We start from the raw sequence: 15,449 nt of genomic DNA on the forward strand, positions 1-15,449 counted from the left end.
TAAGTTTTCTGCGGCTACCAACTCACAGAACTATACTCCAGCTTTGAATTGATTTTAATTTTGCCCTTTTGTGCCTTGTAGCAAACAGCGCAAAGTTCCTAAATTAATAAACTGTTCTTCCAAAGCCGGCACCTCAATTTCAAAGCGGCAAAAACCCTCTTGATATTTCACCTCAGCATTATACTTTCCTGGGAGAATATTCTCTAAATAAAATTCTCCCAAATTGCCTAAAGGCGACATCATTTCCTTATCCCCAACTTTTACCCGTAATTCTCCATAGCTGGGAGAAATTGATTTGCCTGTAGCATCTTCAATCAAAATTTTACCCACAAAATTTTGTACTTTAACTAAACCAAATTCAACAATTCCCCCAGCGCGCGTAGGAACCGCCACATTTTGAGAGGATTTATCAATCGTATAATTTAAAGGGATATCCTCAGTAGTAATACTAATGCGATTACTGTAATAAGGCAGCAAATTTGTTACGACTAAATTTCCCTGGGAATTAGTCCTGCCAACTTCATTATTATTTAAGTAAACTCGCACTCCCTCAATACCGGGTACTCTCACCAGCACATAGCTATTTTCTAAAGGACGAGATAAGAAAGGAGAACCCCCAATCCATGCCACACCTCCAGCAGCATTCAGCGATAGAGAATTATTATCACCCGCATTGTAGTAATTCAATTCATAGCGTCCGAAATTCGTCTGATAAAGCAATGTAGCATCGTTTGTATTCACCTCATTTTGAGTTTGGGCGCGCAAGCGATAACCAAAACCATTATTACTAGAAAGCGGGTTTTCTAAACTGGCAGTAATTGTAGCCTGATCATTTTGATTTTGATAACCAATACTGCCGCTCGTGTTATTTCCAAAAAAGTAAGATAATCCCACATAAAGGCTATTATCTAATCCTTGGCTCGGCTGGTTAGCCTGACTTGCAGAAATAAACACATTCATCTTAGGAGCAACACGAATGCTGCTGAATAAAGACAAGCGATTACGAAACTCGTCTTCATCCCTAAGTTTACTAGCGGAATACTGGGCTGTTAAACTCCCAATATTACCCAAGGGTAAACCAACTTGGACGCTAGTTTCTAACAGCGGTCTATCTGTAGTTGTATCCAAGCTAGAATGAGCATAATGGCTGCTAAAAGTGCGAACAGCCCCACTAAAACTAAACCCCGTTGCTATATAAGAATAACCCAATAAACCGGCATAACCATTCAATCCTTCTGAGCTACTAGCGGCGGCTGCTAAATCAAAAGTACCTAGAGAAGTTCTAAGCGTCATATCTCCGCCGCCACTGATTAAATTAGATGTCGCTTCCAGACGCATCCCAGCCGTCAAAGAGTCTGTTAAACCTTGGCGATAGCGGCTCGAAAAAGCCAAGGAATCATAACTAAAACTCTCATTGAGGCTGTTTCTAATAAAACCCAAATTAAAGCTATAATCAGAAAGCCCGACTTGGAGAATCCCCGGCGAAAAATAAAACGGGGTTGTAATTTCTTGTTCTCTGCCAAAAGCATCACGGATAATTAACCGCGTTGTACTGCTACCGGCAGGAATTGGTAAATTTCTCAGTTCAAATTGTCCGGGGGGTAGTTGTTCACGACGTAACAAAACTCCATTAGAATAAACTTCAACAGTAGAAGGCGTTGTCACCGCACCTTGTAAGCCAAAGGGCTGTGTGGTAGTCAAATAAGGATCGAGACTAAAATCACGGGTAAAACTGATTCCCCCAATTAAAGAACTACCTCCTAAATTTCCCATTTGAGTGAAAGTATCTCCGACAACCCAGCGGTTGAGAGCATCGGGATTTCTGAGGGTTAAATTTGTTAAGCCTCGTGTAAAATTGCCTTCGGAACTGCCAGAAAAACTGCTATAAAGCAAGTTATTTTTGCTTGCTAAACCAATCTCACCAAACGCCGAAAGGCTCCTCGTGTTTTCCTGTAAATCGCGGGCGTTGATAGAGTAGTTTAAGAAGGCGCTGGTGTCTTGGGTATAAATGACGCCGGTGGGGCGTTTTTGCTGGACATCGCGGATAGTTGTACCTAGTAAACCACTGGCTGCTGTTATTCGCAACGCTAAGGCTTTTTCGTCTAATTCATAAGTGATAGTCGGGGCAAGAGAAGCAAGGGAAATATAAGTTTCGCCTTCGATTATTTCTTCTTTGCCGGGGGGTAAAGTTAAACCGCTTTTTTGCAAATCAGAGACTGGGATGAGTACGTCATTAGGGCGGAGGATAATTAAGACTTGCCCCTTTGATACTAAATTAATAGTCAGGTCAAAAAAAGCACGTTGATCTGAGGCTGCAAAGGCTAATGTCGGGGAAATTACCAACGCTAATACTGCCCCAACAACTATAGGAAGCTGCATTAAAAGTTGATTGTAATATTGATGATATCTGTATAAGTACCAGCCCTAACATTTTGACCGGCAGGAATTGCCCCCTGAATCGGGAGAGTAACTGTTAATACATTATTCCTGACAATAGTTGTGGTGCCATTCGTTCCGTCGCCCCAAATAATCGTTCTACTGGCATCCGTAAAAATATTATAATTGAGCGATTCGTTGGCATTATTCCGCATTTGCCTGGGGTTAAAAGTTGGGGCATTTCCCCTAGTTAAGCTGGTAGTAACTGACTGCACTGTTGAATTTCCGGGGGATGTGCAAGCAATCTGCAAACTGCTGGATGCCGTTAGGGGAGTAGTGGAAAAAACATCGTAGAAGCCAAAGTTTAATGGTGAGGGTGTGATGGTACAACTGCGGTTTGGATTTTGAGCAAAACCGGGCAAGGTTGCTGCTAAATTAGTGGTGATCACCACTCCTGCAAAAACTAAAATTTCTTTGAGCTTCATAAAATTTTTGTTGTTGGTTTTTTAGGATAATAAAAGCCGAAGGGCACGAAAAAACAGCCATGAAAATTTAAACTTTATTTCAGGTATAATTAGAGGGTATTGATAGCTTGAGGAAAGTAATTATTTACAAACTCCGTTAGGAGTTTCTATTTTCTCGGTGAAATTTAGCGGCTTTCCCTGTTCTGGATCGATTTGTACTTCCACTCCCACAGACGTGATAGCGCTGCAATTTTCTTGAGGTAATTCTTCTTGAAAATTTCTCCGGCTGCCGGCCAAAATATAACCACCGCCCAAGTCGCCTTGAAACATGACTTTTCCGGCTGAATCGTAACCTTTAATAGCAATAGAAGATGTTAAAAGATGCACGTTTCCGGTGCTGCTAACAACCAAGGAAACTTTATTTTTCTGCACTGTTAATTGGTCAATTTTACCATCTTTAATCGGTTGAGCCGGTGCGACAAAAATGGGAATGCCAACTCGGACTAATAAGTTAAGCTGAACTCCTTGGCTTGGCGGGGGCGTTTCTCCTTGAGTTCCTGGGGTTGGCAACTGTTGTATAAAGACTCGATAAGTACGCTCTTTTGTAGTTGGAGGAACCCTCGTTCCTACGCGCAGCAAGCGTGTTTCTCCTCCAGCCATTTCAAATAGTTGGGGAAATGCAATCACATCCTGGGTTTCACTAAGCTGCATTTCTCCTTGTTCGTTTTGCTCCCAAGCGCTTACGGAGAGTTGGAAGCGTTGCCGGTTGGGGCTTTCATTTGTGATTTGGAGTTCTTGGCTCTGAGCAGAACCGCCCAAATAAACTCGAATTGGCAGAACACTAAAGGACTGTGCAAGCGCAGGTTTTGGGTTGCCGAGTGCCCACCCTCCCCACAGCAGTGCTGCTAGGGCTATGCTTTGAAAACGGTACTTAAATAACAAAGCCAAACTCCACTCAACAGTTAATACTAGGTAAGCAAGTTTACATAGTGTACCCAAGACTGAAAACAGACTAAAGATAGAACATCCTCAGCCTGTTTTCACTAAATTGTCGTATTAGCTTGGGAAGAAATTTTTCCTCAAAGCAAACTAATAGTTAACTGTGATATTCACTGTATCCGTGTAAGCGCCGCCAGGGATATCTTGACCTGCTGGTATTTGACCGTAGATTACGATAGCGCTGGAGCCTGCTGTGAGAGCGCTAGTTCGAGAAGTTGAGGTATCAGGGACAACGCCGTTAGTAGCACCAGTCCCCCACACTGAAGTACGGCCAGTATCTTTATAAAGCTGATATCCCAAGAAGTTTGTCCCCTGTGCCATCCGGCGGGTGGTATTGAAGTTTTGGCCATTGTCCAAGTCGATAGAAGTTGGCCTTACCCCCGGAGTACAGAAAACAGGTAACGCAGTTTGTGCATTCAGAGCAGCGGTTTCATTGGCAGTCACAGGGTCATACTGGCCAAAAGGCAAAGTTAGCCCACTAGGGTTAATTCTACAGTTGCCTTGAACGGTGGCTGTGACTTTAGCGTACCTGTAGCAGGAGAGACTTGAGCGAAAACCGGCCCACTCACAGCCAAAGTAGTTAAAAGTGCGGTACCGGCAGAGAGGGCCAAAGGATTGCGGAAAAGGGATTGAAGAGATTTTAAGTTCATAACCTATTGCACCTGGGATCTTTTTGGGGATATTAAAAGAGTTACTCAGAGTCTGCCGCTGTTCTTGAGTTTGTGGCTCAATCGGTCTGAGGCGGCTTTTTTGCTCTCAGGCTTTCAGTGGTTTTGCAGAAAACTGCTGAGTACCCTCGAACTTTCACCGCTATCTCTCCGTGTTTTCACTATCCTACTTTAGGAATACTTAAATAGCTCTACGGATTGATTATTTTACAAAAAGAATATATAACCTCCGCAAAATCTCTTACTTTTGAGGGATTGTGCAAAGTTTCGGTAAAGTTAAGCGTTGATCAAAGCGGCCCAAGAACAACCGATCAGGGCATTAAAAAATGGCCCCATAATTGATATGTTTGGTTGATTTTGGAATTGAACAAAAAAAAATAACCTGTTACTTGAAACTTGTAACAGGCTCTCCTACCCAGGTTTTGAGGTTTTGTCCTCAAATTTTTTGCTTTGACAAAAGTAAGGTTTTGTGGTATGAGGCGGAAACTAACCTTGACCGTTGCGATGGGCAAACTTTGATTTTTTTAGGAATTTTCTGTATTAATTTTAGTTTTTCTAATATCCTCTCGCGGATCAACGCTTGTGGTGGCAAATTGTGGGCCCACCGGCGCATTGCTGGGGCTATCATAAATGGCCCATTCTTGGATACCACGCAAGCTTAAGATTAATTCGGCTTGGTTAATTTCCTTTGCTGTTCCTTCCACCATTATTAAATAGTGTCCGTGCGAAACTAGCTGATTGTAAATGTGGGCCCGTTGTTCGGGGATACCTAAACCCGTGAGTGATCCTATTAAACTGCCGGTGGCTGCACCAATGACTGCCCCGGAAACGGTAGCTGTGAGGGTGGTAGCTAAGGCACCGGCAGCCAATACCGGCCCTACCCCCGGAACAGCTAAGGCAGCGGCGCCGATGAATAAACCTGTGGCGGTTCCTAGTGCACCACCGGCAAGGGCACCGGTTTTTGCGCCTGTGGCAAGTTCTGTAGCACTGCTGGCATTTGTTTGTGGGTTGGGGGAGTTTTTGGCAACAATAGAAACTTTTTCCATGCTAAAGCCAGAAGCTTTGAGTTCTTGGAGGGCATCTTCGGCTTCGTTTCGGGTTAAAAATACTCCAATGGCTCGGCTGTGCCGGTTGATTTGCATAGTTGAGTTTGCTTTTTTGCAGCTAATGACTGAGAATTTTTAAACAGCTTTTCTTAATAGTTTTATTTATTTAATTTTGGGAGGTTGGGGATTTTTTTTCATCCGTCTTTTGGAATAATTTAAAACTGAGTAGGCCGGTTGAAGAGGGGCTACAGGTTAGTTTCGCGTCGCCATGAGGGAAATAAAACAGAATCCGGGGGTTAACCATTTAATTCTCTATTAAAGCCGCCGATTAAAATCAGCGTCTACAGGAATAAAACCCCCGGAGGGGGTTAGCTGTTTAATTAGATAGTCCGTAGGACTTTGTGCGGGTAGCCACTCTTTAACCGGTGGTTACTTATTAGATGACCCTTAGTGCAGCGGTGTGCGGTCGTGTACGGTTTCGGGGAAAGGTACACCAGGGGTGCCGGTGGTGGTGGTGGTGGTGGTATGGGCAGTGGTGGTATGGGTGGCGTGTTCCTCTGGCCGGTTATAAACGCCCCATTCTTGAATACCGCGACGATGGAGGACGGTTTCCGCACGCTGGATATCGTCATCGTTGCCATCGACTAATACCAAGTATTCGCCGCGAGAAACGCGGTCATTGTAGACGCGGGCGCGGTCTTCAGGAATGCCTAAGCCAACTAAACCGCCAATTAAACCACCGGTTGCGGCGCCAATGGCGGTACCGGCGAGGGTAGTGGCGAGGGTGGTGGCGGTAGCACCGGCGAGCATGACCGGCCCAACGCCAGGGATAGCCAGAGCGCCTAAACCAACTAACAGGCCGGCGAGGGTTCCCAAGGCTCCGCCGGTGGCGGCTCCTGTGGCCGCGCCTTCGTCAGCTTTGTTGCCTACTGGGTCTTTAACACCAACACCGGCAATGTCATCATGCTTATCGGCGTCGCGGGCAATCACGGAAAGTTTGTTCATCGGGTAGTCTGCACGGCGCAATTCTTGCAGTGCGTCTTCGGTTTCGGCGCGGGTGCGGAAGACTCCGACGGCGCGGCGGTTGGTGCCGGTGACGCGGTTATGGGCGTGGCTGGCATCATAGACGCCCCATTCTTGAATACCGCCGCGATGGAGGATGGTTTGGGCACGTTGGACATCAGCTTCGCTGCCTTCAACAACGACCAGGTAATCGCCGCGAGAAACGCGCTCATTATAAACTTTGGCTCTGTCTTCGGGGACTCCTAAGCCAACGAGGGCGCCGACTAATCCGCCGGTGGCTGCTCCGATGGCTCCGCCTAGGAGGGTGTCTGCAAGGATGCTGGCGAGGGCTCCACCGGCTAATACGGGGCCAATGCCAGGGATCGTGAAGGCGGTTAGGCTACCAATTAAGCCTATTAATCCGCCGGTGGCTGCTCCGGCTACGGCGCCTGCTTTGGCTCCACCGGCTACATTGTCTTCTTTGGGTTTGTCGCTGACTCCCACGCCGCCTACGCTGTGGCCGGCTTCTGCGTTTTTAGAGATGACGGATACGCTCGTCATGGGGAAACCAGAGGTTCTAAGTTCGCGCAAGGCTGCTTCGGCTTCGCGGTAGCTAGAAAAGACGCCGACTGCTCGTTTTGTAAGTCCTAATGTCATTTTTTTCTCCAGTATTTACTTTTTTTTAGGTTTCGATCAATCCAGATTTATTTATCTGTTTCTTGCTATTTTTATTTAGACATTTTTATCAGCCGAATTCATCCTTCGGCAGGGGTAAGCTTTGGTTCTATCGGAAGATAGATAAAGGAAAAATTGGAGATTTAAGGGGTGAGGTGGGCAAGGAACCCACCCTATTTTTTATTGTTTGCTGTTGTCGTTGGCTTTGGGGGTGGCCGGTGCAACAGTTGCTTTCACTTCTACGCTTTTGACTCCTTTAATTTCTTTTGCCAAAGGTTCAATTTTGGCAAGTTGTTCTGGGGTGGGAACTGTACCGCCTACGCTGACTGCGCCATCTTCGGCGTCAACGGTGAGGGAACCTGCGGGGATGTTGACTTCTAGCTTGCTGCGAACTTCCGACGCTAGATCGCCATCGGCTCTGTTTTCTGGGTTGCCGGCTACGTTATTGCGCTGTTCCCGCGCCCGGATGTCTGAGTTGGCTTGGGCTCTGCGGACATCGCTTGTGCCGTCTGCTTGGTTTTTCTGAGCGGTTTCTGCATCGGGGGTTTGGGCCGCTTGTGTGGGTGCGGCTGGGGCGTTGGCGCTGGTTTTTTCGGCCTCAGAGCAAGCAACGGCTCCTACAAGTAAGAAGCTGCTCAGCAATAATGTTGTGATTTTTTTCATGGCTCTCTCCCTCATCGGTTAGCGAAAATAATGGTGATTTGACGTTACATCCTGATTGAATGTTGGTCTTTTTTAGATGCTTTCTCCCCTTGCCAAACCGCTTTACCATTTTTGTTTTTTTCTTTCGTCGGAGCCGGTTTAACAAGATTGCGTAGAAGATGCTTTTTTGAGAAACCGGCCCTTACACTGGGTAAAAACTACTGCTTTTTTTTAGCTAGTGTTTTCTAAAAATGGTTGGAGTTGCTATTTTTTAGCAAGGAGTTGGAATGGAACTTTTTTAAAGTCTACGAACATCCTACAAAATATAGCTTTTCTATTCATCAGTCTGGGGATGTAAGTTGCCTCTCTGTCATTGGAGGGATGGCCGATCATAGATAAAATATTGTTGTCGGCAACCAGGGTAGTGAGGAGGCGCTGAAATAGAGCAACAAAGAGGGAGATTTTGGCCGGGAGATTTTTAATGGTTATTTTGTGGATGAGAACGCTTTTTCAGCGCTCATAACACGACTTCAGAAAGTCGCTTTTAAATATCGTCTTTTGGCATTGTTTATTTTTTGGCTAATCATCTTCGTATTCCACCCAAGAATTAGGGGTTTCAGAAACCCGCACCTTTAATTGCACCTGATCGGGAACTCGTCTTTTTGTTTCTTCATAGATATATTGAGCAATCATTTCTGCGGTTGTTTCATAACCAACCGGCAAAACTTCATTTAAAACACAATGATCTAACCCTCCCTTGCTGACATCTTGCTTGGCCCACCGCAAGGTTTTAAAATCTGCGACCATCACTTCATGGGGACAAAATTCTGAAGAATGAAGTTTATGGGAAGTCGCCTCAATTTGCACCCGATAAGTATGACCGTGCATCCTCCCGCACGGCCCTTTATAGTCTCTAATAAAATGAGCGCTATCAAAGCTAAATTCTGTTGTCAGTTTCCATTTAGGCATCGCTCAATCCTCTCCGTAAAATTTTCACTTATATTTACTAATTTAACTCAAGTTTGCTGCTTGCCATACAGTCGCACAAGAGAAACAAAGCAAGAATTAAGAGCCGATCAGCCAAAATCTATTTATTTTTTGAGAATTGTTTGTTATCATAAATCTTATCTACTGGCTCCTTAAACAGCCCGATCATTCCCTACCCAAACTTTCCACAAGTTAGGAGAATAAAAGATGATTCAAGAATGTGTTTCGACGCTTGTTCAGTCGAGCATCCAGACTCAGCCTGTAACTCAGCTAGAAACGCTAAAATATCGAATGCTAGAGGCGGAAACTTTAGCCGAACTCCACAGCCTGATCACAGATTATTCTGACATGGAGATTAATGAGGTATATCACCGGCTCACCTCCTCGCAACAAAGCCGGCTGGATGCCATTCAACAGCGAGATAGCTTTCACAAAAAGCCCTAGACATTGAAAAAAGCCTGCAAGTGCAGGCTTTGTTTGTATATTCGCTTATACTTGTTACCAAAAGCGACAGAAAACCGGCCACAAGAAAGACTTAACCGGCAGTAGTAATTTGTTCTATTAACTCTTTCAAAACCTCCTCGGCGCGTTCATTATCTATTTGACAAGTGCCGGCATTTTCATGTCCGCCGCCGCCATATTTAAGCATCAACTCGCCTACATTGGTTTTACAAGTGCGGTCAAAAATAGATTTGCCAACAGCAAAAACAGTATTTTGTTTTTTCAAACCCCACATAACGTGCATAGAAATATTGCACTGGGGAAACAAAGCATACACCATAAAACGGTTGCCGGCATAAATCACCTCTTCCTTACGCAAATCTAAAACCACTAAATTTTCGTAAGTTTTCGAGCATCTTTCAACTTGATCTTTAAATTGCTCATCTTGGTCAAAATAAAGATTGTATCGCTCCCGCACATCCGGCAATTCCAAAATTTGATCAATGGTGTGATTACGGCAATAATCAATTAACTCCATCATCAACTGATAATTAGAAATGCGGAAATCTTTAAACCGGCCCAAACCCGTGCGAGCATCCATCAAGAAACTTAACAACTCCCAACCTTTGGGATGTAAAACATCTTGCTTAGAAAACCTTGCCGCATCCGACTTATCCACCGCCGCCATCATTTCTTCGGAAACATGGAGAAACCGCTCTTTTGAGCCATAATAATTGTACACAACCCTGGCCGCCGAAGGCGCATCTGGCTCAATAATATGGTTAGGTTTTTTTTCGGTATTTCTGATAGTTTCGCTCAGGTGGTGGTCAAAGCACAGATAAGCGGCCTCCACATAGGGTAAATTCGTAGTGATATCGCGGTTGGTAATTTCAATTTTTCCATCCTGCATATCTTTAGGGTGGACAAATCTAATCTCATCAATCATTTCTAATTCTTTTAAAAGAACCGCACACACCAGTCCATCAAAATCACTGCGGGTAACTAATCTGTACTTTTGATTGTTCCCAGACATAATAAAACCTCAATCTCGAAGCAGCAAACAATTATCCACCTTGACACTATAGCTTATTGAGCCGGTGCTATCCAAGGGCCGGGTATCAACAATGCCAGAAAAATCATAATTTTTTTGATTTTATCAATGAGGCGGATATCACAAAAAAAATCGCAACCAGACAGCCAACCGGCCCCCCATACCCCTAAGCTGGCTTTCAGGGCCAATTTTGCCAACTTCTGCCAAAAAGCTCCGGATCTACAACCGCAAGCTAGAAAACTAATAAATAGATGCACCCTGATTGATGGCTCTCTGGCAATTTTGCCAGAGTGTTTTTTTTTAAGAAAACAAAAACTATCCTGATAACGTCGGTATCTTATGAACATAGAGAATAGATGCACCCTGATTGACGGCTCTCTGGCAAGCTTGCCAGAGGCTTTTTTTTTGCCTACCAAAACATCCCGATCCCCCCATTTGCGGCCTGAATACTATTAATAAACGTACCCTGATGGATGTTTTTGGCTATCCCCTCGCTGCAAAGCTAGGGGGCTTTTTTTTGTCTAAAACACCCACCCTCGCCCTCCTAAAACAAACGACTTTGCCCCCTTACTTTAATTTTATAAATTGTCGACTTTTGTGTAAATAAAACGCCAATAAATGAATATTTTACTAAGCAAAATTTCGTAAAAGAGCGAGGGCTACAAAGACAATTTCTTTTTTATTAAACATCTTACTTGATAGAAATAATAATGACCCCCTCATCGGCAATTATGGAAACGACCTGTTTGTTTGGCGAAATTTTGGCCTCCCTCACCGGCATCCTCTCAACTCAACTCACTAACGCTGATTTCCTGAATTTATAACGTTCCTTTTTTAGCCTCACTTCTAGGGGGCCACCGGCAAGGCTCCCTACTTTTTGGCTAAAAATTTCTACTTTGGCTTTTTTACAGTGATTTACGTCACATCTTTAAAGGGTTTAAATCACGTTTTATAGCTATTCTAATCACCTATAAGCCCAACTTAAATCACTGGAATTACCAAATATAAATCACAACAAACTAGAGATATAAATCAAGATTTTTTGGCTAAAGGATCACAAGCATACTCAAGAAAAATCACGGGGAAAAAGAAAGAAACCATTGATAATAGAATTATCGAGTTAATGATAAATCATTATGTTATATACTACTGACAAAAAAAATGATTCTGATAGCGGAACGGCGCGAACGTTTCACAAGCCAGAAATCCTTTCGCCCACTGGAAACTTAAAATCTAAAATTCAAAATCTAAAATCCAAAATGGTATTAATTCCCATACTCCTGTTACCCGGTGCAATTGCGGAACTGGTTGCTTCAGCCGCCAGCACAGGATACATCACTCTAGCGGATCGCTACGGGTTGATGGCTGCCGTTTTGGATGAGACACTGCCAGAAGAAGAAAGACTTTCAGTAGACCGGCTCTTACGGGCGATATGTCGAGGCCGGTTAAAAATCGTCAACGAACTTTCTGTCGTCATATAGCAGCCCTCAATAGTCGGCATTTAAAGCCATCTGCCTCAAAATAATTTTTTGGGGGCTGTGAGAACATTTTGCCAATAGCGGGCAGCCGACCGCCGACAGGGTGATGGTAAAAAACTTGTATGGCGTTCTTAGCGATGATTGATATAAAATAAGCTTGTCTGACGGCCAACAATAAAAAAGTTAAACTCAAAAGTGATGGTGGACACTCCGAGACTCCCAGCCAAACTAGGAAGAGCCGAGAGCAAAGAAAATATTAAAAAATGTCAGCTAGCAACGTGGTTATCTTATACAAAAAAATCCAGAGCCAATTGGCTAAAAAACCACAGGAATCAAGCATGGCTGGCAACAAAAACACAGCCCGCAGTCTAGCATTGACCCTCGCCTATGCAGTGTCCGGGATAACAATCATCGGCACATTTGCAGCAGGAATGATGCTATGGGGCTTGTACAACGATTTAAAACAAGAACAACAAAAGAATTTGTTAGCGGTCGCCACGTTTAAAAGCCAAGCAGTTGAGGAATACTTAGAAAGACTCAAAAATATAGCAATCAGTGTAACAAGCAGCGTTAAAGTGATGCCGGCCTCGCGGGAGGCGATGGCTGTGGTGAGACGGACACCCACGCCAGAGGAAAACCCAAAAACCAGCAAGCCCAACAAAGCAGACCTAGCCAAACTGGAAGACATTTTCAAAAAATACCCAGAAATTGCCGGCATCAGCCGATATAACCGCCACAACAAAACAATTCAGCAATTAGGATTGATAGTATCGGCGCAGACACCGGCCAACGAGGAGGGACTAACCTGGATAGAAAACCAACCTTATTGGGCATTAGGAGTGCCGGTTTTAGATAATAAATCCCAGCCAGACGGGAGAAACATAATATTTTTTAAACTTGACCGGCTTAAGCAGATTCTTCAAAAAGGGGCCGGTGACAACAAAATAAAAACCGCACTTTTTAACCTAGAGAACCGGCGGCTGATATTTCTGTTAAAACCGGTAGCGACACAAACAACCCTGCCCAAAAATTCGCCGTTAGCCATTGCATTACAAAAAGCCGGTAGACAAACAAAAACCAACTTAGTCTCCGATAGCAATTTTAAAAGAATCGCCTACAGCCCAATTCAAGGCAGTAAATGGGCTGTAGTAGTGTGGGGCGACTCAAGCGCAAGCGCCGCGACACTACCAGAAATAGACTTTCGCCGGCAGCTATTAATTCTTGGCAGTGCCGGTGCCATGTTCATCGGTTTAGGTGTAACAATCAGCTTAATTTTGTGGCAACGCTTCAATCAATCGCCCCAAAAATTAGACTTATTTTTAAAAGCTAAAGTAAATTCAGACAGCGAAGAATCAGAACATCTCCCGATAAAAAATACAGAAAACTTAGCCCAGAAAACACTACAGAAAAAAACCTCCCCCTTTCCCCCTCAAGAAATCAACAAACCGCCGACACTAAGCGAAGTGTGGCGCAAAGAAATAGTCAGCGCCGGCGGAGAAATCTTTGGGTTATGGGATTGGAATTTGCAAACCAACGAAATATATTTTTCATCGGCCTGGAAAACCTGCACCGGCTACACAGAAAACGAAATAGGCAATCATCCCGATGAATGGTTCAAGCGAGTACACCCAGAAGACGTAGAACGCCTCAAAGCAGAATTAAGCGTGCATTTTGCAGGGCTAACCCCCTATTTTTGCAACGAACACAGGATTTTAGACAAAGATGGGTGCTATCGGTGGATGCTGGCGCGAGGAGTAGCCTGGGGAGACAGCAATGGCAAAGCACACGCCATCGCCGGTTCAATTTCCGACATTTCCGAAAAAAAAGCTACCGAAGAAGAAAATAAGCGCCTAGCAGCATTTCCCAGAAATGACCCAAACCCTGTACTCGCAGCAGACAAAAGCGGCAATTTAATTTATCTCAACCCGGCGGCTAAGCAAATTCTCAAAAAATTGGCAATCAATGACCCGATGCAATTTTTGCCGACCAACCACCACTCTATAGTCGATAACTGTCTTTCATCCCTGGCCTCAGAACGCCACATTGAGCGACATATAAACGACTGCATTTTTTCTTGGAGTTATCACCCCATCCCCAGTTTGGGAGTAATTCACCTTTATGCCTCAGATATTACCGAGCGACAGTGGGCCCAAGAACAATTAGAGCAAGCGGCATGGCATGATGGCCTCACCGGCCTGCCCAACCGCACCTTATTTATCCACCGTGTTGAGCAGGCAATCACACAGGCAAAACAAAACCCTGATGGTTTATTTGCTTTATTATTTCTCGATTTAGACCGCTTTAAAGTAGTTAACGACAGTCTCGGTCATACCTTGGGCGACCAGTTTCTCATTGCAGTGGCCCGCCGCCTCGCCGGTTGTGTGCGTCCGGGGGATGTGGTGGCGCGACTCGGCGGAGACGAGTTTACAATTTTGCTTTCATCGATTGACAATATCGACGGGGCTAGGGCTTTTGCCGAGCGCATTCAGCAAGAATTAGCGTCGCCGGTGAATTTGAATGGCCATCAAGTTTTTACCACCGCCAGCATTGGTATTGCAGTCGCAGCCTATGCTCAAAAAGCGGCGGAGGTTGGCCACTGCTCAACTCCTGACTCTCAATGGGGCCGGCCCTACTATCAACCCGAAGATTTATTAAGAGATGCGGATATTGCCATGTACCGCGCCAAAGCCGAGGGAAAAGCCCGTTATGTTTTCTTTACGCAGACAATGCACGAACGGGCAATTGCTTTGTTGGGGTTGGAAAATGATTTGCGCCGTGCGATTTCAGAAGGCGGACTTCGCCCAGAAAGCGGCAGTGGGGAAGCGAGTTTAATGCTTTTGGGTTCTTCGTTTGTGTTGCATTATCAGCCGGTGATTGCTTTGGATACCGGTCGCATTGCCGGTTTTGAGGCGTTGGTGCGTTGGGTTCATCCTCAGCGGGGAATTGTTTCGCCAGTAGAGTTTATTCCGGTGGCTGAAGAAACGGGTTTAATTATTCCCTTGGGAAGGTGGGTTTTATATGAAGCTTGCCGGCAACTCAAAGCCTGGCAACAACGGTTTCGCTCTGTGCAACATTTGACGATGAGTGTTAACCTTTCTGGCCGGCAACTGTCTCAAACTGATTTGTTAGACCAAATTGATGAAATTTTGCAATGCACCGGCATTGAACCCAGTTGTTTAAAATTAGAAATTACCGAAAGTGTTTTGATGGATAATGCAGCGGGTGCTATTTCGGTTTTAGAAGAGCTACGCGCCCGCAATATTGGTTTATGTATTGATGATTTTGGAACGGGATATTCTTCTTTGAGTTATTTGCACCGCTTTCCAATTAATACTCTGAAAATTGATCGGTCTTTTGTCAACGATATGGGCGGCGATGACGAAAATTCGGAAATTGTCCGCGCCATTGTTATGCTGGCTCACAATTTGGGGATGTATGTGGTGGCGGAAGGGGTGGAAACGGAGAAACATTTAGTGCAGCTTTGGGCGCTTCAATGTGAATACGGGCAAGGGTATTTTTTTTCTAAGCCTGTGCCGGCGGCTGATGCTGAGGCGCTACTGGCGGAGGCTCGTCAGTGGTGAATTTTTCAAAGAAATCAAGTTTTGGAAAAAAGCTGTTTG

13 protein-coding genes are annotated in these 15,449 nt (G+C 44.8%); 3 read left to right on the plus strand and 10 right to left on the minus strand.

Annotated features, from left to right (window positions below; genetic code table 11):
* Positions 1-54: 54 nt before the first annotated feature.
* The 9 genes from NG798_RS16140 to NG798_RS16180 form a co-directional block, all read right to left on the minus strand.
* The gene (locus NG798_RS16140; protein ID WP_261224711.1) at positions 55-2,379 is read right to left on the minus strand and encodes a fimbria/pilus outer membrane usher protein; all 2,325 of its coding nucleotides are present in this window, start codon (positions 2,377-2,379) and stop codon (positions 55-57) included.
* Positions 2,379-2,861 (minus strand): spore coat U domain-containing protein, encoded by a 483-nt coding sequence (locus tag NG798_RS16145; RefSeq protein WP_261224712.1) that lies wholly within the window; start codon positions 2,859-2,861, stop codon positions 2,379-2,381. Before NG798_RS16145 ends, NG798_RS16140 begins: the two co-directional genes overlap by 1 nt.
* A 120-nt stretch (positions 2,862-2,981) precedes the next feature.
* Complete coding sequence (locus NG798_RS16150) at positions 2,982-3,839, minus strand: molecular chaperone (protein ID WP_261224713.1); 858 nt, start codon at positions 3,837-3,839, stop codon at positions 2,982-2,984.
* 90 nt (positions 3,840-3,929) lie between these two features.
* On the minus strand, positions 3,930-4,307 hold the full coding sequence (locus NG798_RS16155) for a spore coat U domain-containing protein (protein WP_261224714.1): 378 nt from the start codon (positions 4,305-4,307) through the stop codon (positions 3,930-3,932).
* A 2-nt stretch (positions 4,308-4,309) separates the two neighbouring features.
* Positions 4,310-4,489 carry a hypothetical protein gene (locus NG798_RS16160; protein WP_261224715.1) on the minus strand — a complete coding sequence of 60 codons (180 nt, stop codon included), beginning with the start codon at positions 4,487-4,489 and terminating at the stop codon, positions 4,310-4,312.
* A gap of 542 nt (positions 4,490-5,031) precedes the next feature.
* On the minus strand, positions 5,032-5,649 hold the full coding sequence (locus NG798_RS16165) for a general stress protein (RefSeq protein WP_261224716.1): 618 nt from the start codon (positions 5,647-5,649) through the stop codon (positions 5,032-5,034).
* A gap of 351 nt (positions 5,650-6,000) precedes the next feature.
* A complete protein-coding gene (locus NG798_RS16170) occupies positions 6,001-7,212 on the minus strand; it encodes a general stress protein (protein WP_261224717.1) in 1,212 nt (403 codons plus the stop codon).
* Positions 7,213-7,410: 198 nt separating this feature from the next.
* Positions 7,411-7,893, minus strand: a complete 483-nt coding sequence (locus NG798_RS16175; RefSeq protein ID WP_261224718.1) for a BON domain-containing protein — start codon at positions 7,891-7,893, stop codon at positions 7,411-7,413.
* Between the two features lie 558 nt (positions 7,894-8,451).
* Positions 8,452-8,841 (minus strand): 6-carboxytetrahydropterin synthase, encoded by a 390-nt coding sequence (locus NG798_RS16180; RefSeq protein WP_261224719.1) that lies wholly within the window; start codon positions 8,839-8,841, stop codon positions 8,452-8,454.
* A gap of 225 nt (positions 8,842-9,066) precedes the next feature.
* Here NG798_RS16180 and NG798_RS16185 point away from each other — a divergent pair, with 225 nt between their 5' ends.
* On the plus strand, positions 9,067-9,303 hold the full coding sequence (locus NG798_RS16185; protein WP_261224720.1) for a hypothetical protein: 237 nt from the start codon (positions 9,067-9,069) through the stop codon (positions 9,301-9,303).
* 91 nt (positions 9,304-9,394) lie between these two features.
* On the opposite strand, the gene NG798_RS16190 is transcribed toward NG798_RS16185, so the two are convergent.
* On the minus strand, positions 9,395-10,333 hold the full coding sequence (locus tag NG798_RS16190) for a DHHA1 domain-containing protein (protein ID WP_261224721.1): 939 nt from the start codon (positions 10,331-10,333) through the stop codon (positions 9,395-9,397).
* A gap of 1,277 nt (positions 10,334-11,610) precedes the next feature.
* On the opposite strand from NG798_RS16190, the gene NG798_RS16195 reads away from it, so the two are divergent.
* Together NG798_RS16195 and NG798_RS16200 are read left to right on the plus strand one after the other, a co-directional pair.
* On the plus strand, positions 11,611-11,832 hold the full coding sequence (locus tag NG798_RS16195) for a hypothetical protein (protein WP_261224850.1): 222 nt from the start codon (positions 11,611-11,613) through the stop codon (positions 11,830-11,832).
* A gap of 335 nt (positions 11,833-12,167) precedes the next feature.
* Positions 12,168-15,410, plus strand: a complete 3,243-nt coding sequence (locus NG798_RS16200; RefSeq protein ID WP_261224722.1) for an EAL domain-containing protein — start codon at positions 12,168-12,170, stop codon at positions 15,408-15,410.
* The last annotated feature ends 39 nt before the right edge of the window (positions 15,411-15,449 follow it).

Source organism: Ancylothrix sp. D3o (assembly GCF_025370775.1).
In the GTDB taxonomy this organism is placed as follows: Bacteria; Cyanobacteriota; Cyanobacteriia; order Cyanobacteriales; family Oscillatoriaceae; genus Ancylothrix.

What these genes read in the sequence shown, in the direction of transcription:
- NG798_RS16145 (WP_261224712.1), bottom strand. Translation starts at nt 2,861, where the DNA reads ATGAAGCTCAAAGAAATTTTAGTTTTTGCAGGAGTGGTGATCACCACT.
- NG798_RS16200 (WP_261224722.1), top strand. Translation starts at nt 12,168, where the DNA reads ATGGCTGGCAACAAAAACACAGCCCGCAGTCTAGCATTGACCCTCGCC.
- NG798_RS16195 (WP_261224850.1), top strand. Translation starts at nt 11,611, where the DNA reads ATGGTATTAATTCCCATACTCCTGTTACCCGGTGCAATTGCGGAACTG.
- NG798_RS16175 (WP_261224718.1), bottom strand. Translation starts at nt 7,893, where the DNA reads ATGAAAAAAATCACAACATTATTGCTGAGCAGCTTCTTACTTGTAGGA.
- NG798_RS16165 (WP_261224716.1), bottom strand. Translation starts at nt 5,649, where the DNA reads ATGCAAATCAACCGGCACAGCCGAGCCATTGGAGTATTTTTAACCCGA.
- NG798_RS16170 (WP_261224717.1), bottom strand. Translation starts at nt 7,212, where the DNA reads ATGACATTAGGACTTACAAAACGAGCAGTCGGCGTCTTTTCTAGCTAC.
- NG798_RS16190 (WP_261224721.1), bottom strand. Translation starts at nt 10,333, where the DNA reads ATGTCTGGGAACAATCAAAAGTACAGATTAGTTACCCGCAGTGATTTT.
- NG798_RS16160 (WP_261224715.1), bottom strand. Translation starts at nt 4,489, where the DNA reads ATGAACTTAAAATCTCTTCAATCCCTTTTCCGCAATCCTTTGGCCCTC.
- NG798_RS16185 (WP_261224720.1), top strand. Translation starts at nt 9,067, where the DNA reads ATGATTCAAGAATGTGTTTCGACGCTTGTTCAGTCGAGCATCCAGACT.
- NG798_RS16140 (WP_261224711.1), bottom strand. Translation starts at nt 2,379, where the DNA reads ATGCAGCTTCCTATAGTTGTTGGGGCAGTATTAGCGTTGGTAATTTCC.
- NG798_RS16180 (WP_261224719.1), bottom strand. Translation starts at nt 8,841, where the DNA reads ATGCCTAAATGGAAACTGACAACAGAATTTAGCTTTGATAGCGCTCAT.